The organism is uncultured Thomasclavelia sp. (assembly GCF_944324745.1).
In the GTDB taxonomy this organism is placed as follows: Bacteria; Bacillota_I; Bacilli_A; order Erysipelotrichales; family Coprobacillaceae; genus Thomasclavelia.
Genome location: NZ_CALUXO010000078.1, coordinates 1 through 22,140, shown reverse-complemented (window position 1 = coordinate 22,140; position 22,140 = coordinate 1). Strand labels below are relative to the sequence as shown.

The 22,140-nt window shown below is 32.0% G+C and carries 22 protein-coding genes; 3 read left to right on the top strand and 19 right to left on the bottom strand.

Going from position 1 to position 22,140, the window contains the following annotated elements:
- Nucleotides 1-352 precede the first annotated feature (352 nt).
- From spx to Q0K54_RS10625, 12 genes are all read right to left on the bottom strand, one after another.
- A complete protein-coding gene (gene spx / locus Q0K54_RS10680; protein WP_374011460.1) occupies nt 353-715 on the bottom strand; it encodes a transcriptional regulator Spx in 363 nt (120 codons plus the stop codon).
- Between the two features lie 26 nt (nt 716-741).
- The gene (gene noc / locus Q0K54_RS10675) at nt 742-1,506 is read right to left on the bottom strand and encodes a nucleoid occlusion protein (protein WP_294581166.1); all 765 of its coding nucleotides are present in this window, start codon (nt 1,504-1,506) and stop codon (nt 742-744) included.
- Nucleotides 1,507-1,514: 8 nt separating this feature from the next.
- On the bottom strand, nt 1,515-2,216 hold the full coding sequence (gene rsmG / locus Q0K54_RS10670) for a 16S rRNA (guanine(527)-N(7))-methyltransferase RsmG (RefSeq protein ID WP_294581163.1): 702 nt from the start codon (nt 2,214-2,216) through the stop codon (nt 1,515-1,517).
- Between the two features lie 2 nt (nt 2,217-2,218).
- Nucleotides 2,219-4,081, bottom strand: a complete 1,863-nt coding sequence (gene mnmG, locus Q0K54_RS10665) for a tRNA uridine-5-carboxymethylaminomethyl(34) synthesis enzyme MnmG (RefSeq protein WP_294581161.1) — start codon at nt 4,079-4,081, stop codon at nt 2,219-2,221.
- Between the two features lie 125 nt (nt 4,082-4,206).
- Nucleotides 4,207-5,136: a G5 domain-containing protein gene (locus Q0K54_RS10660; protein WP_294581158.1), complete on the bottom strand. Its 930-nt coding sequence runs from the start codon at nt 5,134-5,136 to the stop codon at nt 4,207-4,209.
- An 11-nt stretch (nt 5,137-5,147) separates the two neighbouring features.
- Nucleotides 5,148-5,906, bottom strand: a complete 759-nt coding sequence (locus Q0K54_RS10655; protein ID WP_294581128.1) for a TatD family hydrolase — start codon at nt 5,904-5,906, stop codon at nt 5,148-5,150.
- Between the two features lie 409 nt (nt 5,907-6,315).
- The gene (locus Q0K54_RS10650; RefSeq protein ID WP_294581125.1) at nt 6,316-7,107 is read right to left on the bottom strand and encodes an ABC transporter ATP-binding protein; all 792 of its coding nucleotides are present in this window, start codon (nt 7,105-7,107) and stop codon (nt 6,316-6,318) included.
- Complete coding sequence (locus Q0K54_RS10645; RefSeq protein ID WP_294581123.1) at nt 7,097-8,080, bottom strand: iron ABC transporter permease; 984 nt, start codon at nt 8,078-8,080, stop codon at nt 7,097-7,099. Before Q0K54_RS10645 ends, Q0K54_RS10650 begins: the two co-directional genes overlap by 11 nt.
- Nucleotides 8,067-8,957: a heme ABC transporter substrate-binding protein IsdE gene (gene isdE / locus Q0K54_RS10640; RefSeq protein ID WP_294581121.1), complete on the bottom strand. Its 891-nt coding sequence runs from the start codon at nt 8,955-8,957 to the stop codon at nt 8,067-8,069. Before isdE ends, Q0K54_RS10645 begins: the two co-directional genes overlap by 14 nt.
- Entirely contained in the window at nt 8,935-9,819 is an 885-nt protein-coding gene (locus tag Q0K54_RS10635; RefSeq protein WP_294581119.1) for a heme-binding Shp domain-containing protein, read from the bottom strand. Before Q0K54_RS10635 ends, isdE begins: the two co-directional genes overlap by 23 nt.
- A gap of 64 nt (nt 9,820-9,883) precedes the next feature.
- A complete protein-coding gene (locus tag Q0K54_RS10630; RefSeq protein WP_294581117.1) occupies nt 9,884-11,236 on the bottom strand; it encodes an NEAT domain-containing protein in 1,353 nt (450 codons plus the stop codon).
- 214 nt (nt 11,237-11,450) lie between these two features.
- Complete coding sequence (locus Q0K54_RS10625; RefSeq protein WP_294581115.1) at nt 11,451-12,263, bottom strand: helix-turn-helix domain-containing protein; 813 nt, start codon at nt 12,261-12,263, stop codon at nt 11,451-11,453.
- Between the two features lie 207 nt (nt 12,264-12,470).
- On the opposite strand from Q0K54_RS10625, the gene Q0K54_RS10620 reads away from it, so the two are divergent.
- On the top strand, nt 12,471-13,481 hold the full coding sequence (locus Q0K54_RS10620) for an acyltransferase (RefSeq protein ID WP_294581113.1): 1,011 nt from the start codon (nt 12,471-12,473) through the stop codon (nt 13,479-13,481).
- An 84-nt stretch (nt 13,482-13,565) separates the two neighbouring features.
- Here the strand turns inward: Q0K54_RS10620 and Q0K54_RS10615 are convergent, their stop codons facing one another.
- From Q0K54_RS10615 to rnmV, 7 genes are all read right to left on the bottom strand, one after another.
- Nucleotides 13,566-14,522 carry a ribose-phosphate pyrophosphokinase gene (locus tag Q0K54_RS10615; protein WP_294581111.1) on the bottom strand — a complete coding sequence of 319 codons (957 nt, stop codon included), beginning with the start codon at nt 14,520-14,522 and terminating at the stop codon, nt 13,566-13,568.
- A gap of 9 nt (nt 14,523-14,531) precedes the next feature.
- A complete protein-coding gene (gene glmU, locus Q0K54_RS10610; RefSeq protein ID WP_294581109.1) occupies nt 14,532-15,911 on the bottom strand; it encodes a bifunctional UDP-N-acetylglucosamine diphosphorylase/glucosamine-1-phosphate N-acetyltransferase GlmU in 1,380 nt (459 codons plus the stop codon).
- Nucleotides 15,912-16,015: 104 nt separating this feature from the next.
- A complete protein-coding gene (gene ispE / locus Q0K54_RS10605; protein ID WP_294581108.1) occupies nt 16,016-16,864 on the bottom strand; it encodes a 4-(cytidine 5'-diphospho)-2-C-methyl-D-erythritol kinase in 849 nt (282 codons plus the stop codon).
- Nucleotides 16,865-16,868: 4 nt separating this feature from the next.
- Nucleotides 16,869-17,612, bottom strand: a complete 744-nt coding sequence (locus Q0K54_RS10600) for a sporulation peptidase YabG (protein ID WP_294581107.1) — start codon at nt 17,610-17,612, stop codon at nt 16,869-16,871.
- Between the two features lie 11 nt (nt 17,613-17,623).
- On the bottom strand, nt 17,624-18,445 hold the full coding sequence (gene rsmA, locus Q0K54_RS10595) for a 16S rRNA (adenine(1518)-N(6)/adenine(1519)-N(6))-dimethyltransferase RsmA (RefSeq protein ID WP_294581106.1): 822 nt from the start codon (nt 18,443-18,445) through the stop codon (nt 17,624-17,626).
- Nucleotides 18,442-18,984, bottom strand: coding sequence for a hypothetical protein (locus Q0K54_RS10590; RefSeq protein WP_294581105.1), 543 nt, complete (start codon nt 18,982-18,984; stop codon nt 18,442-18,444). Before Q0K54_RS10590 ends, rsmA begins: the two co-directional genes overlap by 4 nt.
- Nucleotides 18,968-19,501 (bottom strand): ribonuclease M5, encoded by a 534-nt coding sequence (gene rnmV, locus Q0K54_RS10585; RefSeq protein WP_294581103.1) that lies wholly within the window; start codon nt 19,499-19,501, stop codon nt 18,968-18,970. The genes Q0K54_RS10590 and rnmV overlap by 17 nt, the downstream gene beginning before the upstream one ends.
- A 127-nt stretch (nt 19,502-19,628) precedes the next feature.
- Between rnmV and Q0K54_RS10580 the strand changes: the two genes are divergently transcribed.
- Nucleotides 19,629-20,549 (top strand): HD-GYP domain-containing protein, encoded by a 921-nt coding sequence (locus Q0K54_RS10580; RefSeq protein WP_294581100.1) that lies wholly within the window; start codon nt 19,629-19,631, stop codon nt 20,547-20,549.
- Between the two features lie 122 nt (nt 20,550-20,671).
- The gene (locus Q0K54_RS10575; protein ID WP_294581097.1) at nt 20,672-22,000 is read left to right on the top strand and encodes an MATE family efflux transporter; all 1,329 of its coding nucleotides are present in this window, start codon (nt 20,672-20,674) and stop codon (nt 21,998-22,000) included.
- Nucleotides 22,001-22,140 lie beyond the last annotated feature (140 nt).

Sequence of the window (22,140 nt, the reverse complement as noted above, 5' to 3'; positions counted from 1 at the left end):
TTCAGGTTTCAAAGATTTATGATTTTTCAAAACTGGATTTCATCTTTCTTTTTTTTGCGGATTCGTGTAAAAAAGTGCAGAAAATTTTTGGTTCGATATTAATTTTTCATAAACTCTTTACACTACCAAAATATTACAGTTAACTATCAATATAACATCATTAGTACTTTCCCATTAGTTTATATCCTGCCAATTTAATTGATCTTACTATTTTCCCTTTTATAAAACCAATATTGCAAATATTTTTTAAAGTATTTTCTTACTTTAATTTTATCTAGATAATGAGATTGGGTCAATAAGTATAAAAATAGAGCCATTATTTAAATGATTCATTTAAATAACAGCTCCTTTTTTATCGACGTAAATTTCGAGGAATAAATGCCCTAATCTCCTCTTCGTTATATCCAACTTGAAAACGATGTTCGTCCATAATAATTGGTCGTCTTAGTATTGATGGATTAGCCTTGATAAAAGCAATTAACTCATCCATTTTCATACTATCTAAATCAATATCAGTTGATTTAATAATTTTACTTTTTTTAGAAATAATGTCATCGGTTCCGTTTTCACAACGCTCTAAGATTTCACGAATTTCACTTGTATGTAGATCTGATGAAAAAATATTCTTTTCAATAAAACTTAGATTATGTTCTTTCAACCAGGCAATGACTTTTCGACATGATTGACTTGCCGGTGTCGTATAAACTCTAATCATCATATTCCCCCATCTATGTTTGTAAATTATTTTTTTACATGTAGAATGATAACATATTCGTCGTCTTTTTCTTCAGTTTCACTAACTACTTCTACTCCGGATTTTTGAATCAGTGCCGTTGCCTGATTAATAGTATTAATAGCTATCTTAAAGTTTCGAGAAACTTTTACTGGATTTGCTTTTCGTGGCTTTACTTTTGGAACTTGATTGATCAATGCTTCAGTTTGTTTAACATTTAAAGATTTATCAACAACTTCTTGTAAAACTTTTTGTTGCTTTTGCTCATCGAGACTTAACATTGCTCGAGCATGACGTTCAGTAATCTGTTTTGATTTTAAAGCCTCTTTTACATTATCAGATAGTTTTAATAACCGTAACTTATTGGCAATCGTTGATTGTTTTTTACCAACTTTATTTGCTAGTTCTGTCTGATTCATGCCATAAGTATCGATCAACGTTTTATAAGCATTAGCTTCTTCAATTGGGGTGAGATCTTCCCGCTGAATATTTTCGATAATGGCATATGTATCCATCTGTTTATCATCAATATCTTTAATAATACATGGAATTGATTTTAAACCGGCCAGCTTACAGGCACGATAGCGTCTTTCACCAGCAATAATTTGATAATTACGGTTTTGTTTACGAACGATTAAAGGCTGAATCAATCCATTTTCTTTAATTGACATTGCCAGCTCTTCAATCTTTTCATCGTCAAAAACTGTTCGAGGCTGATTTTCATTAGCTTGTATTTTATCAATATCAATTTGTTTATATACTTTCTCTAACATACTTTCTCCTATAAAGGTTGTTTTTTTATCTTACTAAACATTCGTGGATATTTAGCTGGTGTATTTTTGATTTTCTTAATAATAATGTTACTGCGATGATCGTTATTAGTCAAAGTAAAGTCGGTTACTTTTTCAATTTGGCCTCCCAAGATAGTAATTCCCCGTTTGGCTTCTTGTAATTCCTCAGCTGCTTTTAAACCTTTAAGCGCTAAAAAATAACCTCCAGTTTTTACTAATGGTAAACATAATTCATCTAAAATATTTAATCTGGCAACTGCACGGGCCATTACAACATCCACTTCCTGACGATGATTTTTCGCATATTCTTCCGCCCGAGCACTGATAGCCTGACAGTTTTCTAATTCTAACTGTTTAAACAGATGATTTAAGAAAGTTATTCTTTTTGTTAAGGAATCAACAATGGTAACTTGTAATTCTGGAAAAACAATTTTTAAGGGGATACTAGGGAATCCGGCTCCCGCTCCAACATCAATAATTTTTTGATGATCAAATTTAAAATCAAAAGCAATTGTCAAAGAATCATAAAAATGCTTTAAATAAACATCTTCTTTTTCCGTAATTGCTGTTAAATTCATTTTTTGATTCCATTCAACTAAGATTTGATAATACAAGGCAAATTGTTCTTGTTGCCGCGATGATAAAACAATTCCTTGTTCTTGTAACTTCTTAACAAACTCTAATTCATCCATACTTATCCCTCATTGTATTTTTGTTTTAAATATATCAATAAAACGGAAATATCAGCTGGATTAATTCCTGATATCCTTGATGCCTGTCCAATCGTTAATGGCCGAATGTTATTTAGTTTTTGTTTGGCTTCTAAAGCAAGGTTAGTAACTTGACTATAGTCAATATCACCAGGAATTTTCTTTTCTTCCATCTTACTTTGTTTTATCGCCTGGCGTTTAGCCTTATCAATATATCCCTTATATTTTATCAAGATCGTAATTCTGCGCCGTTGTTCTGGTGATAAATCAGGCGCATCAAGATAAGGCAATAACACTTCATAACTCAATTCAGGTCGTTTAATTAATTCTTTGGCAGAAATTCCTTCAGTTAAACGGGTTGAATGACATTGTTCTAATAAATCATTTATTTCATGTTTAGGCGTAAAACGAATAGTATCTAACCGTTCAATTTCATCAAATATTCCTTGCATCTTAGTTTCATATTGTTGATACACTTCATCACTAACTAATCCAACATCATGACCATATTTCATCAAACGTTCATCAGCATTGTCATGACGAATCAATAAACGATATTCAGCTCGACTTGTAAGCATCCGATATGGCTCGTCAGTTCCTTTAGTAACCAAATCATCAATCATAACCCCAATATAAGCTTCATCTCGTTTTAAAACTAGTGGCTCTTTATTTTCAAGTTTCAAACTAGCATTAATTCCAGCAATCAATCCTTGCCCCGCTGCTTCTTCATAACCACTTGTTCCATTAATTTGACCAGCTGTAAACAGATTTTCGATTACTTTAGTTTCTAGTGATGGCCATAATTGCAATGGGTCAATTGCATCATATTCAATCGCATAAGCATATTTTAAAATTTTACAATGCTCTAAACCAGGAATAGTTCGAATCATTTCTTCTTGAACATCATGAGGCAATGAGCTTGAAAAACCTTGAACATAAATCGTATTCATCTCTTTAGACTCTGGTTCTAAAAAGATCTGATGCTGTTTTTTATCAGCAAATTTGACTACTTTATCTTCAATTGATGGACAATAACGTGGTCCCACTCCTTTGACAATCCCACCATACATACTTGATTTATCGAGATTATCACGAATGATTTGATGAGTTTTTTCGTTAGTATAAGTTAAATAACATGGTGTCTGCTTTTCAATTGGTACAAATTCATTAGTTTGATAACTAAAGGCTAATTTAGCATCAGTTCCTGGTTGAATCGTCGTTTTTGAATAATCAACACTATCGATATCTACTCGTGGTGGGGTTCCGGTTTTTAATCTTTGAATTCTAAAACCTAACTGGGCTAGACGATCTGATAAATATTTTGATTCTTTTTGCTGATCTGGTCCACTGGCATGTTTATGATGACCACAAAGTATTTCGGCTTTTAAATAAGTTCCGGTTGTTAAGATGACCGCTTTACCAAATATTTTCTGACCATCTTCTAATACTACCCCTTTTACGCAATTATCTTCAACAATTAAATCTTCAACCATTCCTTCAATAATATCGAGATTCTCTTGTTTTTTTAATACTTCCTGCATATAACGGGGATATTTCTTTTTATCAGCTTGAGCTCTAAGTGATTGTACCCCTGGCCCTTTAGCTGTATTTAACATTTTCATTTGTAAATATGTTTTATCGGCAGTAATCCCCATTTGTCCACCTAACGCATCTATTTCCCGGACAATAATTCCTTTAGCCGGCCCTCCTATAGAGGTGTTACATGGCAAACTACCGACATTGTTAAAATTAGAGGTTACTAAAGCAGTTTTATGTTTCATACGTGCTGGTGCTAATGATGCTTCAATTCCCGCATGACCACCGCCTACTACAATTATATCATACATGTTTTTTACCTCCTTATAATCGTTATCTATTGTACTACAAATTATCGCTTTTTAAAACACTAAAGATTTTAAATCAAAATACTTCAAATCATTAAAAAAAACTAACTAATTAAAAAATTAGTTAGTTATCGCCAGAAGTTTTTGCCACTTCCTACTGATATAATTTTAAATTGGGTATTGTTTGAAGTGCCACCACTAAAATATTTACCAGCTTCAGTACCATTGAAAATATCAATTTTATTACCAGTAATCGCACCACCACGATCAACAACAATTCCATAAGCTGTTGATTCAATGCTTAAATTATGATTGGTAATTTCAATAATAGTTCCAAATGGAATTGATGGATCAGCCGCCAAACAATAATAAGAACGTCCATTATAAGTTAACTTGGCACTGTTTGAACCTTGAACTCCAGAAATTGGACTTAACTTAATGCCACTTGATGACGTTCCATTACCACCAGCGCAATCACCACCATATGTCGTAAGACGTCCGGTAAAATAAGCGCCTTCTTGAACAACACCAGTTTCAATAATCGTATCAGTTACTGGAGCAATTTCTTCACTGCCAATTAATTCTCTACTTACTTCATTACCATTTTGATAAGTTACTTTATAAGTGTTTTTTACTTGGCCATCTTGCCCTTGTTGAGTAACCTTTGTTGTAAAAAGTTCTAGACCGGTAGTATTAACCGTATTAGACTTAACAGATACGATTTCGTCTATATTTGCTTCATTGACACGGGTGATTTGAATTAAATCACCTTCATTAACTACATAATTTGCATCTAAATTCAAGATATCTTGTGGATTAACTGTAATTCCTAATTCACTTAAAACATCGGTTACTGTTTCTTGTCTAACCAGATATCCTTTTTCTCCCTGGTTACCATCAGCAACTGTTACATCAACAGTTTCCACATAGTTATCAATTTGATCAGTGGCCCCGACATTAAAAAAGGCACACATGATTCCTAAATAAGCAATCATTACCACAACCAACCCCTTCATACGGGGGTCCGCGTTAATAACTGCTTCTTTAATTTTGTTCATTATTTTTCCTCCTATTTAATACCAAAAACTTTTTTGGCATTAAACGTTGTCGCCCTTGCAACGTTTTCTATCTCCATGTTTTTTAGCTTAGCTATTTCCTGGGCAATATACACAACATTTGCAGGCTCATTCAACTTACCTCGATAAGGGTGAGGAGTCAAATAAGGACAGTCAGTTTCAATTAATAAATTATCTAAATCAATATTTGCTGCCACATCTTTAGGAACTCGCGCATTTTTAAAAGTTACAGGACCAGCTAGTGAAATGTAAAAACCAATATCGATAAAACGTTTAGCCATTTCGACCGACCCACTATAACAATGCATAATTCCTGGATGTCCATTGCGTTTTAATACTTGGTATGTGTCTTCATAGGCATCCCGGCAATGAATAACAACTGGTTTTTGATATTTCTTAGCTAAATCCATTTGCCATTGAAATACTTCCATCTGTTTTTCTTTACCAACCGTATCCCAATAATAATCAAGACCGATTTCACCTAAAGCCACAACCTTGGGTGCTTTTAAATACTCCTCAAGGATTGCCATATCTTCTTTAGTTGTTTCTAGACAGTCATTAGGACCAATTCCTACTGCTGCATAGATAAAATCATACTGATTAGCCAGTTCAATGGCTTTTTTAGATGACTCTAAAGTATATCCCACAACTACCATATGATTTACTTGATTATCTAAAGCCCGACTAACAAAAAAGTCATGATTTTCATATAATTCTTCACTATTTAAATGACAATGCGTATCAAAGTACATAAATTCACCTCCGCAGTATATTAACAAAATCAAACTAGTTTGTCAAATCTCTAAAAGAATCACCCACTTATCAATTTCAAAAATACATGATAAAATCAAAATATTTCGTTTGTTTTCGCTAATATCATCAAGGAATAGCTACTTCTTTTTCGAAAAATCATAAATTTTCATTTTTTGAAAATTTATATTTATTTTTCATATAAATATTTTTGACAAAAAAAGTTAAGAATATACAAAAAGCAAACAGCTAAACTGTTTGCTTAAGTAGATATCAGGGAAAGATATCCAAAGAGTAGTAGTCTTATTTGAGAAAGGATTGAAAAAAACATAATTTATTTTTGACTACGATGTTATTATAGAAAATAATTTTCGATTAAATTGCTCATTATTTTAAGAGATTATCTATTTATTATGGCAAATTATGGTTATTAATATTGGTAGTTTGATAGTTTAAAACGATCTTTTGATTTTGATGATCAATAACCTGTAACTGATAATCATAGAGTTCTTGTAAAGACTTTGAGGATATAACCTCATTAGGAGCCCCTTGAAATAATATTTTTCCATCTTTCATAGCCACAATTTCATCACTATAATTGATTGCCTGGTTAATATCATGATGGACCATAATTACAGTCATTTGATATTCTTGATTAATTTTTTTTATTAAATTTAAGATTTCAATTTGATACTTAACATCTAAATAAGTCGTTGGTTCATCCAATAATAAAATAGGTGTTTTTTGAACTAATGCTACTGCTAACCATACACGTTGCTGTTGCCCACCAGACAGGTTTGCCAATTGACGATTTTGGTATTTTTTTAAATTAGTAATTTCTAAAGCCCAATCAATAATCTGATAATCTTCTTTATTTAAACTTTGATGATAATTTAAATATGGTAAACGTCCATATCCAACGATTGTTTTAACATCTAAGTCACCATATAATTGATTTTTTTGATGAACAACAGCTATATTTTGGGCAAACTCTTTAATTTTATAATCCCAGATATTTTGATTGTTTAAAGTGATGATACCGGTAGCTGGTTTGTAGATACGACTCAATAGCATTAATAAAGTCGATTTTCCACTTCCATTGGGACCAATGATCGAGGTTATTTGTTTAGGCTTAAATTTTAAAGATAAGTTATCAATAAAAGGCTTTTTTTGATAACTTAAACTAATATTTTTAACTTCCATTTACATCAATGCTCCGTTTCAATAAAATGATAAATAATGGTCCACCAATAACAGCCATGATAATTGCTGCAGAAATTTCATAAGGAGCCATAATAACACGACCAACAGTATCAGCCACTAATAAAACGATAGCTCCTAGTAAAAAACTAACTGGTAACAAATACTTATGTTCCATCCCGATCAATAATCGGGCAATATGTGGAACCAACAAACCAATAAAGCCAATTACACCAGCTATTGATACTGCAATACTACATAATAAAACCGCTAAAAATGATAAACCAAAACGATATAAATTAACATTGATTCCCAGTGAAGTTAAAGTACGGTCTTCTAATGCCAATAGATTACAAGCTTTTGCCATAAATAAAGTTATGATAATAATTGGTAATAGATAAATTACTAAGATTTTAACATCATTCCAAGTATATAAAACAATCGTTCCGGTTGCCTGACTAGCAATTGAAGCACTGGAACTTTCAACTACGCTAATTAAAGCACTAATCGTATAATTAAGTGCTACGCCAATTAAGATGATTCTAGTAGTTTTAAATCCGGCTTTCCATGATAAACTATATATAATTGCAAAAGTAGCCACGCCACCTAAAAAAGCTAATAATGGAACCAAAGAATAAAGCTGTGGTAAACATATTCCGGTTAGCAAGCTAATTAAATTAGCTCCACTACTAATTCCGATAATTCCTGGATCAGCCAATGGATTTTTCAAAACGACTTGAAATAACAAGCCAGATAATGCCAGCGCCCCACCAACTAACATTGCAACAATTACTCGAGGAAACCGAATATTGTAAACACTGGCAACATCACTATCATATTCAATAAATAACCCTCGAAATAGTTTCGATAATGAAATATCAATACTACCTAAATTAATGGCTACAAAAAAGCACATAAATAAAATAACTAGTAAAGCGCCAATAAATATTTTAGGATGCTTTTTAATTAGTTCCATATAAAATTTCCTCTAAGTTTTCTAAACCTTTTTGATAATTAAAATTGGCACTCATACCAAAATAATTATTATCTAAGTCATAAACCCGATTATTAGCGACAGCTGTAAATTGGCTCCAAATAGGATTTTCCGCAAATTCCGTTTTAAAACTTTCCATTACCTGTTCAGGCATAGCATGACTAGTACGTAAAATAATATCAGGATTTTGCTGTAACATATCTTCAACATTAACGTTAACAAAATCCTGACCGTCACCATCCCCATAAATATTAGTGCCACCAGCCAATCTAACTAAATCACCAACATAACTTGATTCAGTCGCTACTACATAGCTGCCACCAGGAAGTCCCATTAAAATTAAAACACGTGGACTAGTTTGATTTTGATATTTTTCTCTAAAAGAGACCATATAATCAACATATTCATCAACCAATTTTGTCGCTTCATCTTGACAGTCTAATAACTTGCCTAACTCTTCAATACTTTTAAACATCCCAGAAATACTTTTTAAATTTAAAAACGCTGAACTGATTTTAATATCACTATATTTACTGGCTAGCTCTCCTTCTAAAGAATTAGGGCTTAAGATTAAATCTGGTTTTAGAGTTGCTAGCTGTTCCATATCTGGAGCCATGGCGGTTCCTAGTTCAATAGCATCTTGATAGCGCTCAGGTACTGTATATGACTCAGTAGTCGGAATAGCAATTACCTGGCTGGCAGGAACATCTAACGCTTCTAACACTTCGCATACTGCTACCGATGTAGCGGCAATCGTTAGCTCATCATTACTAGCACTACCACCGCTTTGATCAACACAACCAGCCATAGTAATTACTAACAACAATGATAAAAAACTATTTCTTAATTTTTTTAACATAATATACACCTCCTGCAACCACTAATACCCCGACAACAACAATTCCCCCAACTATTAACGGTAAATTATTACTTTTTTTATCTTGACTAGTTTCCTTATTGTTTTTTAAATTAGTAACCGTCAATTCTAATTCTTCATCTTCTTGACCGTCACTATCCATTACATGAGCTGATAATCCTGATACTCCTTCAAATAACGTTTCCCGATTTATCTTGCCGACAACATTAGTGTTTTCAACTACTTCAGGTTCCGGAGCTACAGCCTCTTCGTTTGTTGTTGCTTCATTAGTTTCCTCTGTTGTATTAGTATTTTGACTTGTAGTCGTTGACTCATTAGTAGTGGCAGGAATCATTTCACTTTTATATATTCCCGTTCCTGGAGTCAGAGAACCAGTATCCAGTTTTATGAAGAATTGGACATTACGCCCCATTGGATCAACATATACAACTGGACTAATATAGTCACTTAGTGAGTTGACTTGCACCCTAAAGTGCTTAACGGTATCCCCATTAGCGCTGCTGCTACCAGTTTGAGTAGCTGAGACACTACTAAATTGACCACTACTATTCATTAGTTTAAAGCTATAATTACTAATATTTGAAGCCAAACCAATTCCAAATGTAACATAAATTTTCCCATTAGTTTGTTCCACTAATAGTTGTGATGGCACTAAACTATTGGCCATACTATCACCTAATGCAATATTAGTTCCTCCATCTTCGGTTTGACCAGTCAAGGGATTAGCATAACTAGTCGTTCGTCCTGCTAGATAAGCTCCATCGTCGATAGCCATAATTTTAGAAGGAACTAAAAGCATTAAAAGCAATGACATGATCGTAATACCTTTTAATATCCTTTTCATTTTATACCTCCAAACTAAAGATGGAGCATTATCATCAATGCCCCATCAACATTTTTAATTACAATTATTTACATAATTTTTTTCTTGTTATAAATGCAATTGCAGCTAATGAACAAATTAATAATCCACCCATTAATTCAAAATGAGCATTATCCCCTGTTTTTACAGCCGATGTTGTAGCATCAGTACTAGTAATATCATTATTAGAAGCTTCGGTATTACTATCATCTACAGTCGTTTCTGGTGCTTCTGGTTTACTAGTTGTATCAGATACTTTTGTCAATGTTGTATAATCAACTTTGATCCGAGCTCCTAAATCCATATTTCCCATCATCGCTACATGAGGGTTTACCATTACATCGATATATTCATTTTCATGAGGTAAAACAAAAGACCACATTGTTGGATTACCATTTGCATCACGAGCTTCTACAGTTGCAGGATTATTATGATAATCACTAGTTTCATTTCCTAAATAAAGTTCTTGTAAACAAGCTTTGATCGTACCAAATGTCATTTCTTTTGTTGTAATATACATCGTCGCTTGACCATTTTCCTTAACGATCGTAGCTGTTGTTTCTAATGATTGTGCTGCCATGGAAGCTCGATCTTCAGTTGCATGCCATAATTGAACATTAACAGTATAAGTTCCATCAGTAGTTAATTTACTATCAGAGTATACTTTTTCTAATGCAGCAATAGCATCATTAATAGCTAAAGCCATCGCATCAACATCATCTTGGTGACTAGCATCTAAATCATAAACAACTTCATTGATTGCTGCTTGCAACGCTGCCCATGACTTTTCACTATAATCACTAGCCACTAAAGCATTAGCACTGGCAATAGCACTAGTAACCCCACTATAATCAGCTTTCATTGTAGCACTATCAATATCTAATGTTAAAGTTACATTAGTATCATAAGCACTACCACTACCTAAAAAAGCATCCATAAAATCAACATTAATAGTAATGACTTGACTATTATTTTCATCTAGATTTAATGGTAATGTGACTGTTTTTGGTACTGTAATTTCAACATGATTATCTGGAGTCCCAAAATTAGCTGAATAAACTTCTTGCCCTTGGCTAACAACAGTTGCCCCATCAACATATACAACATTAGCATGATAATTACCACCCATAAAGTTTTCAATTACCATATGTTGTAAATTGATCGTCGCTACTTGATTACCAGCTTCATCAACGTCGACTACCACACTGTCTCCAAAAGCTTTGGCAAATGCTTGTTGCACTGGTTGTAATGGCGCCGCAGAGACTAGTGAAGCAATTGGCACTTCATAAGTTCCGGGCTGTGATAAATCAATTTCCATAGCCTTAGCAGATTGTAATGTCGTCATTTGAATCGTTAAGGCCATCATTAAAGCTAATGCGACTTTTAATATTTTTTTCATCTTATCCTCCTCAATATTATATTTGTTAGATAAATCTAACTTAATTATCAAAAAAATATTCGCTTAGTTAGTTTTGGCTAACCACAATCGAATTTTAACATTTTCTATTGGCATTGCAACAGTTATTTTTGTTGCACCCTTGCAACAAATTACTACAAAAAAGTGATTATCTTACCTTTTTAGTGCATTTATAAGTGTTGCTACCTATGCAACACTATTTAAACATTATTGTTAAAACAGCTTCACTTTCAGGCATATGAATAATTCCTACTTCTGGTTTTAATTTCACTTTTAACGATGCTTGTAACAACTTTTCCTCGCGACTATAATGAAAATGCAATTTCGATACTGGAATAATAAAATCACCACGAAGCACTTTGCTTAAAAAATATTCATTATCGACCTGATATTTCATCGTATCTAATTTGCCTTTTAAAATTATTTTTCCCATTATCGATTCATGTTCAACTTCTCGCGGTTTAAATACCAGCTCCCCATGACCAAGCTTAACTTTTAAAATACCTGGATGATAAAAGCCATCATTAGCCATTGAAATACTAGTTCGATCATTCTTATAAATAGTAAAAGCAAATGGATACTCTCCATCATCAAGGTTGGCTGCCAGCATATCTCCACTTATTTCTTTGACGTTATGAATCAATTTAAAAAGACGTTCTTTACTGGTGTTATTGACTAGTTTTTCCCGTGCCTCTTTAGTCAAAGTCAATATTAAGATAACAGCTTCTTGATATGCTTCATTGTGATTAAAATCAGCACTATCTTGAAGCCAATCAGCTAATTTATTAATATCTTTTTGGTAATTTCTAGCCAGTTGGCACCCTTGGCAAGATAAATCACCTTTTCCTTTTTCTTGCAGCAGACCTTCTTGATAAAAAGTATTTAAAACCCGACTAACGGTTGATTTGGATATTCCCATTTCTTGGGCAATTCTAGTTAGCGTATAACCTTTATCTTTATGTTCATATAAAAATAATAAATAAACCAGTTTTTCTTTTGTTATCTGCATATGTCTCCCCTTTAATTATATTGTTAGCTCATGCTAACTATATTATTCTTTTTTATCATATTTTGCAATCCCTAATTTTTGTTAAACAAATCATAAATTTTTTATTTTTATAAATAAAAATTGATTACCTTTTAAATATTATCTACTATAATAATATTAACAAACCTAAAATAACGGATCTAAAATTAATTTTGGTGGTGAAATTTAATGAAAGAAAAAGACTATAATTTAGAGATCATTCGAGTAATCTCCTTTTTGTCAGTAATCATAATCCATGTAGCCAATTACTATTGTCGCGCTTTTGGTCAAATATCTCAAAGTGAGTATGGTTTTTCATTACTTTTAAATACCTTGGCTAGAATCAGTGTTCCCTGCTTTTTTATGATTTCTGGTGCTTTATTATTAGGAAGGAATGAACCGTTAAAAAAACATTTTAAACGGTGGAAACGATTTGTGACTGCTTTAGTAATTTGGAGCATTATCTATTATTTATGGACGATATTTTACTTAAAAGAATCATATAATTTACTAGAAATCTTCTATCGACCAGTTACAGAACATTTATGGTATTTATATGCAATTATTCCCATTTATTTAGTATTGCCATTTTTACAGGTTATGTGTAATCATATGACCCCTAAAATTGAACAGGCTTTTTTAATTATCATTACCATTGCAGTTATCTGTAATTATATCTTATCACTAAATGATGCCAGTGCTTATTATGATTTACCATTGATAGGTGATCGTGTCTATACTTATTATTTTCTTATTGGTTATTATTTATATAAATATAAAAAACAAATACCGATCACTCAAAATAAAGCAATTATCATTTATGGTCTTTCAATGATTGCTACAATAGTCTGGACAATAACTATGACTTATTCTAGCAATGTGCATTATGAACAATCATTAGAATATGGCAACCCGTTAATTATTCTATCTAGTGTCGCATTTTTTCTTTTAATGATTCGCTCAAAATTGAAAGACAAGATAAATGATAAAATAAAAAATTTGATTAATGTTCTAGGCAGCTGTTCTTTTGGAATCTACTTGATTCATATTTTATTTCTGGATATATATAAAAATCATCTGGCTCCTTCCGACTTGTCAGCTTGGCTGATCGTTCCCGGTTTGACTATCGGTATTGCCACTATTTCATTTATCAGTATCTGGCTACTGAGGCATTTACCATTTGGTAAAAAAATTACTTAAAGCTGTTAAACGTTTCTTTAGTCTAATACAAAAAGGTAGTAACTTGATAATCATATCAAGGTTACTACCTTTTAAATTTAAACTTTATTTATCAAAATCAAACATTTGGAATACATCTGAAACTGGTAAACAGTTTTCAATATTTTCGATTGTTTTTGCTAGTAAACCAGCAACAGAAACAATCTTTAATTTAGGGAATAATTTTTCTTCTGGTAACTTGATTGTATCAGTAACCACTACTTCATCAGCTGAAGAATTTTGTAATCTTTCTACAGCTGGTCCTGAAAATACTGGATGGGTACAAGCAACATGTATTGATTTAGCCCCTTTTTCTTTTAACATTTCAATACCAGCAACAATTGTTCCTCCAGTATCAATCATATCATCAATCATAATACAATTCTTACCAGATACATCACCTAAAACCCCCATGATTTCAGCTACATTAGGTTTTGGACGTCTTTTATCAATAATGGCAACTGGTGCATCTAAAGCTACGGCCAATTTACGTGCTCTAGTAGCCCGACCATGATCTGGTGAAACAACACAAATATCTTCTAATTTCTTAGTTTTAAAATAATTAGAAATTAGTGGTAAAGCTTGCATTTCATCAACTGGAATATCAAAGAAACCTTGGATTTGCGCTGCATGCAAATCAACAGTAACTACTCTGGTAACCCCAGCAACTGTAAGTAAATCAGCAACTAATTTTGATGTAATTGGTTGTCTTGGTTTAGCTTTACGATCTTGACGAGCATATCCAAAATATGGAATGATGGCTGTAATTTCTTTAGCAGATGCTCTTTTTAAAGCATCAACTAAAACCAAAATTTCCATTAAGTTTTCAGTAACTGGATTAGATGTCGATTGAACAATAAAAACATCTTTACCACGAACTGATTCATCAATTTCTACTAAAATTTCTCCATCAGCAAAATGATGGACTTTGCTTTTACCAACTTTTGTTCCTAACTTATTTGCAATATCTTGAGCTAATTCTTTACTAGCTGATAACGAAAAGACAGTAATTTTGTTCTTCATCTTATTCTCCTATTTCCCTCTTTGATTTCTCTTTTCTTCTAAAACTTTTGCATAGCCTTCTTTATTTACTTGTCTTGCTCTTGCAATTGCCATGGCATCATCATTAACTTGATCAGTAATTGTTGATCCAGCAGCAACATATGCATTAGCCCCAACAGTAACCGGCGCAACTAAATTACTATTACATCCAATAAAAGCATTATCGCCAATAACTGTCTGATATTTATTTTTACCATCATAGTTAGATGTAATAGTACCACATCCTAAATTAACATTACTTCCAACAGTCGCATCACCAACATATGTTAAATGTGATGCTTTACTTCCTTTACCAAAAACAGCTTTCTTCATTTCAACGAAATTACCCATATGAGCATTTTCCATGATATGACAATTAGTTCTTAGTCTAGCAAACGGACCGATATCAACACCATTTTCAATAATTGAATCAGCAATAACTGAATATTTAATTTCAACGTTATCTTTGATTTCGACATTATCAAATTCACAATATGGTCCTATATGACAATTGTTCCCAATTTTTGTCCTTCCTTTAATAATACATCCTGGTTCAATCGTTGTATCACTACCAATTTCAACATCAACCCCAATATAAGTATTATTAATATCAATAATATTTACACCATTTAATAAATGTTGTTTATTTACTTTTAACTGTAAAGTCTTAGTAGCTTCTGCCAATTCAACTCGATCGTTAATACCACCGACTTCTGATAAATCAGCAATCTTGTAACCACCAACTTTTAAGTTATCGTTATTCATGATTTCAATTACATCTGTGATATAATATTCGTTTTGAGCATTATTATTAGTAACTTTTTCTAACGCTGCAAATAATGCTTGATTATCAAAACAATATTCACCACAGTTCATTTCAGTAATTTTAACTTGTTCAGGCGTACAATCTTTAAATTCTACAATTCCTTTAACCTCGTTATCTTCACGAATTACCCGACCAAATTTTTTATCCAAGTCACAATCACAGGTCATGATCGTTCCTTTCAAATGATTATCGTTGTGATAAGCAATCAATTTGCGAATTGTATCACTAGTAATCAATGGTGCATCACCGTTTAAAACAACTGTAGTTCCTTCTTTTCCAGCCAAAGCATCGCTACATTGCATCAATGCATGTCCAGTACCTAGTTGTTCTCGCTGATAAACAATATTTACACCATCTAACAACTTTTCAACTTCGTCAGCTTTATGACCAACAATAACATAAATCTCATCAACGCCAACTTGTTTTAATTCATCAACAATATGATTGATCATTGGTTTATATAAAACTTCATGAACAACCTTTGGCTTATCTGATTTCATTCTGGTTCCCTTACCAGCAGCCATTACTACCGCATATGTTTTCATTTTCACACCTCTTTTAACAACACCATAATAACAAAAAATTTACATTTGTTAAAGCAAAAAGTGAAAAACCATCGATAAAATCCCGTTGATATCTAATATTTTAGTTACATATCATTAAGGATTTCCGTTTTTCTAACAAAATAATACTTTCCTCTAAAATACTGATACCCTTTTTCTAGAATTTCTTCATTGCGAGTTAGCCCAAATACACAAGAACCACTTCCTGACATTAAAGCCCCATCAAATCCTAAATCTATCATTTCTTTTTTGATTTTATTAATATCTGGAACCATTTTAATTGAAGGACCTTCAAGCGTATTTTGTAAATTATCAATTACTGTTTGATAATCATCTTCTTTGATTCCTGTAATCATTTTGCGACAATCCTGATGGGTTACTTTACTTAAATTCAAACTATTAAAACATTTTTTAGTTGATACCCCACGTTTTGGTTTAACTAATAAAACTTTGCATTCAAATGGATGATCAATAAATTCTAATTTTTCACCAATTCCTTGAACAAAAGCAATCTTTTGATAAATGCAAAATGGGATATCGGCTCCACATTCTTTTGATAGTGCCGCCATTTCTCCTAATGATAGATTTAAATGAAAAAGTTCATTCATCGCTTTAATAACAGCTGCGCCATCAGCAGAACCTCCAGCTAATCCTGCTTGGGTAGGAATATGTTTATAAACAAATATTTTTACTCCTTTTTTTATTTGAAAACGTTCTTTCATTAACGCCGCTACTTTATACATAATATTTCTTTCATCAGTTGGCATAATTTTGCTATTAGAAGCAATTTCGATTCCTTGATCAATAACATTAATATAAATCAAGTCATGTAAAGTAATGGGGGCCATGATCATTTCTAATTCATGATAACCATCTTCCCTTCTTCTAATTACATCTAATGCTAAATTAATTTTAGCGTATGCTCTTATTTTCATTATCTCACCTACTTGTTGGATATATTTTACGCGCTACCCCTCTAGTATCAATTCCACCGATTCCTAAATGCTTATGCGATGTTTTAGCCACGATCTTCTCTAAATCAACATAATTTTTGATGCTGGCATTAGCAATTTGACTAACAACAAAAACCGGATCTAAGGCATGGATATTTTTACGGCTGGGACTTGAAGCAAAATTAGCCCCACTTGCCAGTAATAATTCATAATATGACTGACAGGCACCAGCAAAGATAATTAAACTATCTTTATCATCTTCATATAACCTGGCCTGTCTAATCGCTTCAACAAAATCTTTTGAATGCAAGTAACTATTAATATTTCGTCGATCTCCATTTTTCTTCATAGCATCATGCCCGGTTATTACTAACAAATTAGGTCGATGTTTTTCTAATAATGGGATAATTCTATCTTTAATTTCATTTTCTTTCATATAATAACCATGAACATTGATATTAAATTCATGATATTTATCTAAACACATTTTAAGATAATCAGGATCGCCATCTATGTGTAAGACACTTCCTTTTAGACATGGTTTACTTTCAACAATAATATCCTTTTTCTCACTGCTGAAGTCACTTAATTCCAAATCACTTTCATCACTATCAGCAATCAAACGATATTCAATTCCCGTTAAATAATAAACCCCATCTTTAATATCGGTTATTTTAAAACATATATCTTTTCCATATTTTTTTCGACAAACTATATCGCCTATTTTCATTTATATCACCACTATATTATATGTTCAGTAATTACTTTGGTGATATTCTTAAAATCAGTTAACTCTAATTCCTCACTTCTTTTATTAATGGCTACATTAGCTTGCTGCAAAATGGTTTTAGCTTCTGGATAAACAGCCTTTAAATTATTGTAAATTGTTTTACGTCGCTGTTTGAAACATATTTCTAAAATGCGATATAGCTCTAAATCCGGCTTTTGATTAATCGTAATCGAGATAACCGCTGAATCTACATGGGGACTAGGGATAAAAACATTTTTACTAACAGTAAACAAATATTCAATCTCTGCATTGTCAGCTAGTAACAATAACAAGGGGTTTTTATAACCACTAGTCATTTTTTTAGCAACTTCTTTTTGAATCATGACGATGATCTTATCAACATGGCAGTTTTCTAAAACTACTTTTTCAATAATTGGAGTCGTTATGTAATATGGTAAATTAGCAACTAAATAAACATTGGAATAATCTTTTTTTAAATTATCAACAATTGCTGCTACATCTTGTTTCATAAAATCACCAAAAATGATCTCTAGATTAGCATAGTTTAAATACTCTTGGTACACTGGTTTAAAACGTTCATCAATTTCAAAGCTAACAGTTTTGCCACTATTTTGGGCCAGCTTTTGCGTTAAAGCTCCAATTCCCGGACCAACTTCAATTACAGCAGTTTGCTTATCAATCATTGCCCTGCTAATGATTTTATTAATTACATTAACATCAACCAAAAAGTTCTGTCCTAGTTTTTTTAAAGCTCCTAATTGATATTTGGCTAGTATTTCTTTAGTTGTAGCAATTGTTGCGATATCTTTCATTCTTTATCTATCCTTATTTCAAAAATTTTTCCAACACGATGATAATCATGATTATCACTGTCACTTTGATACTGAGCAATTTCTTTTCCCAAGCGTTGATATAAACTAAATGCTCTAGCATGTGATGATTTTAGATACATTACTTCTTTATCTTGATAATATGGCAAGATTATTTCTTTTAACCAATATGTTCCATTGCCTCTGCCTTGAGTGCAAATATGAAAATAATTAAGAACAACCGCGCTCTCAGTTGTTTTAAATAATGGCTGATTAAAAAATTTATTAGCGTCAATTTTACCGCTGCTGACCATTACAAAGCCAACACACTGTTCATCTAAATACATTACATGATAATCTATTGAAATGTCTGGCTCTTGGTTTAATTGATGAATCAACTGATTGCAATGATAAACTTCATCATAATCATCAAAATTATTTTGATATTTGACTTTTAAATTTTCAATAATTGGAATCAAAAATTCACCTTTAAATTCTTTAGTCACATAAAACTTAAACTTATCTCTAGTCGCTAACAACATTTCCAACTCTCCTTAAAATCTCTTCTTTAGTAATTCCGACCATATTTAAACGACGAAATAATGTTTTAACATTGCCATAGCCTAAATTAAACTCCTGATATATTTTTAACCGTTTTTGTTTATTACCGATAATATCCAGTTCCAAAAACTCTGGCCAGCTAATACTTTGATTTTCACTATCAAAAGTAACAACATTTTCAATAGCAGCAACTACCGCTTCTTTTCTAGCTTCAGCTATTCCAACTTTCTTTTTACCAACAGCATCCTTTTTGGCAACAAAAGCATGTTTACAATTTGGAACCTGCTTTTGAATTAAATCACGAATTTTTTTACCAGGGAAATCAGGATCAGTTAAAACAATAATTCCACGACTTTTAGCTGCTTCTTTAATCAAAACCATTGTTTGATCATCGATTGCCAGTCCATGAGTTTCAATTGTATCGACTTCAAACAGTTCTTTTAACAAAGCACTATCAGTCTTTCCTTCAACGACCACGACTTCTTTAATTTTATTCATCTTTTTATTGTCCCCTTTATAATATTTCTAATAATCATTATAACTAGAATAACTGTAAAATTAAAGATAATAAATTTGACATTCAAATAACCATTGTCTACAATTATCTCTTAGAGGATAACAAATTATGATAAAAAAACAACTAATTATTAATAAAAATGAATATTTAGACAAAACTTTTTGTAATTATAATAATAGTGACTATGAATTATTATTATCAAGACCTGATTTAGAGGTCGTTCGTTGTCATTTTAAGCAAAAGCACAGTGGAGTTATTAATGGTTTTAATGAGCTAGATGATAATAAAGCAATATTAGTATTAACAGGACAAATTAAACTTGATCCCTATCGTCAAGCCAGGATATTAACTAAAGACGATCTGTTGAGTATTGATCAAAACAAAAATGCCTATCTGTTTCAGGCTCTTGAAGATACGACTTTATTATGTATTTACACTCATCCAATCTATCAGATACTTAAAAATACCGTTAATAAAATCTCAGATATCATGCTGCAATTACAGCACAAAGATCTTTCAACTACTAATCATTGTTTTCGTGTTCAACAGTTATCAATGAAATTGGCTTGTAAATTAGATGTCAATTACCAGTTGTTATCCGATTTATTTTATGCCGCTTGTTATCATGATATTGGAAAAATCACTATTCCTTCAGATATTTTATTGAAACCTGGTCCTTTAAGCCAAGAAGAAAAAAAGATCATGCGGACTCATCCTCAAGCTTCATATCGGATGATCAAAGATATTTTTGGTCAAAATGTAGCCGTCATGGCGTTACAGCATCATGAAAAACTTGATGGTAGCGGCTATCCTTTAGGAATCAAAGGTCATCAAATTGGCTTAGGAGCAAGAATTATTGCAGTTGCTGATACATTTGATGCTATTGTCGAAGGCCGTCCCTATAGTAACAAAAAATCAATTAATGAAGCTATTGATATTTTAAATAGTATTAAAGGTACCCAGCTAGATGCAACCGTAGTTGCAGCTTTGATCAGTATTTTAACTGAAGAAAATTTATATCATAAATAATTGACAATAAATATTGTTTAGGCTATGATATTAGCGCAAATTAGATAATATTTAAGCTATAGCTTTCCACGTTTCCTAAGTATAAACGTGAGCTATAGCTTTTTTTCGGAGGTAATTTATTTATGAATGAGATGGCGACAAAACCAATCTTTCCATTGTTAATGAAAATGGCGATTCCACCAATGATTTCGATGCTGATTCAATCAATGTACAATATCGTCGATAGTATTTTCGTTGCTAAAATAAGTGAAGAAGCCTTAACTGCTTTATCACTGGCCTATCCACTACAAAACCTATCTCTAGCTTGTTCTGTTGGTCTTGGAGTTGCCATTAATGCTTTAGTGGCTAAAAAACTAGGAGCAAATGAACTTGAAAAAGCTAATAATATTTGTGACCATGGGATTATTTTAGCCTTGTTTCACTCATTAATTTTTGTTTTCATCGGGTTATTTTTAATGAAACCATTCTTTCTTTTATTTACTAATGATCCCCAAGTTCTTAAAGATGCTATCACTTATGGTAGTATTGTAATTACATTTACTTTTGGTTCAATCATTCATATTGCCATTGAAAAGATGTTTCAGGCAACTGGTGAAATGATTATTCCGATGTTTTTACAAGGAATTGGAGCTATTGTCAATATTATTCTTGATCCGATTTTAATTTTTGGGATTAATGGGTATTTACAACTAGGAGTTGCTGGTGCGGCTATTGCAACAATCATTGGCCAAATGACTGCTTGTTTATTAGCGATCATTTTATTTATTAAAACTTCAAAGTTAAAAATCTCTCTAAAAAAGATGTCCTTTAATCTTACAACTGTCAAAAAGATTTATTATATCGGTATTCCATCAGGAATCATGTCGGCTTTACCATCTATTTTAGTTTCGTTGTTAAATGGTATGTTAGCATCAGTATCACAAAGTGCCATTGCCTTTTTTGGTATTTATTTTAAACTGCAATCATTTATTTATATGCCAGCTAATGGTTTGATTCAAGGAATGCGACCATTGATCAGTTATAATTTTGGAGCCAATAAATTTAACCGGCTGAAACAAATTATCAAAGAATCATTACTATGTACTGGCTGTATTTTAGCTATTGGAACTGTTATCTTTTTATTGTTCCCTAAATTGATTCTATCATGGTTCAATGCTTCGGCTGAATTATATCAAATTGGTATTATTGGTTTGATGATCATTGCACCAAGTTTTATTTGTTCAACTTTTGGAGTTGTTACTTCGGGAGTATTTGAAGCTTTAGGAAATGGCCGCAATTCTTTAATTATTTCGCTATTAAGACAATTTATCATTACTATACCATTATCATTTATCTTATTAAAATTATTTAATATCGATGGTATCTGGGCTGCCTTTGTCATTGCTGAAACCATTGCTAGTGTGATTGCGATTATATTATTGAAAAGATGTTTTGTTAAACTGAAAATATAAAAGCTATAATGACTTTGAACCGCCCCTGTCAAGTAGACAGGTGAAATAATTAAAAATGTTTTTGATGAAGTTGTCAAAGAGGCAACTTCATTTTTCTTTATGCAGCTAATGTTGTATTACTTGTATAATGTTCTCGTTTA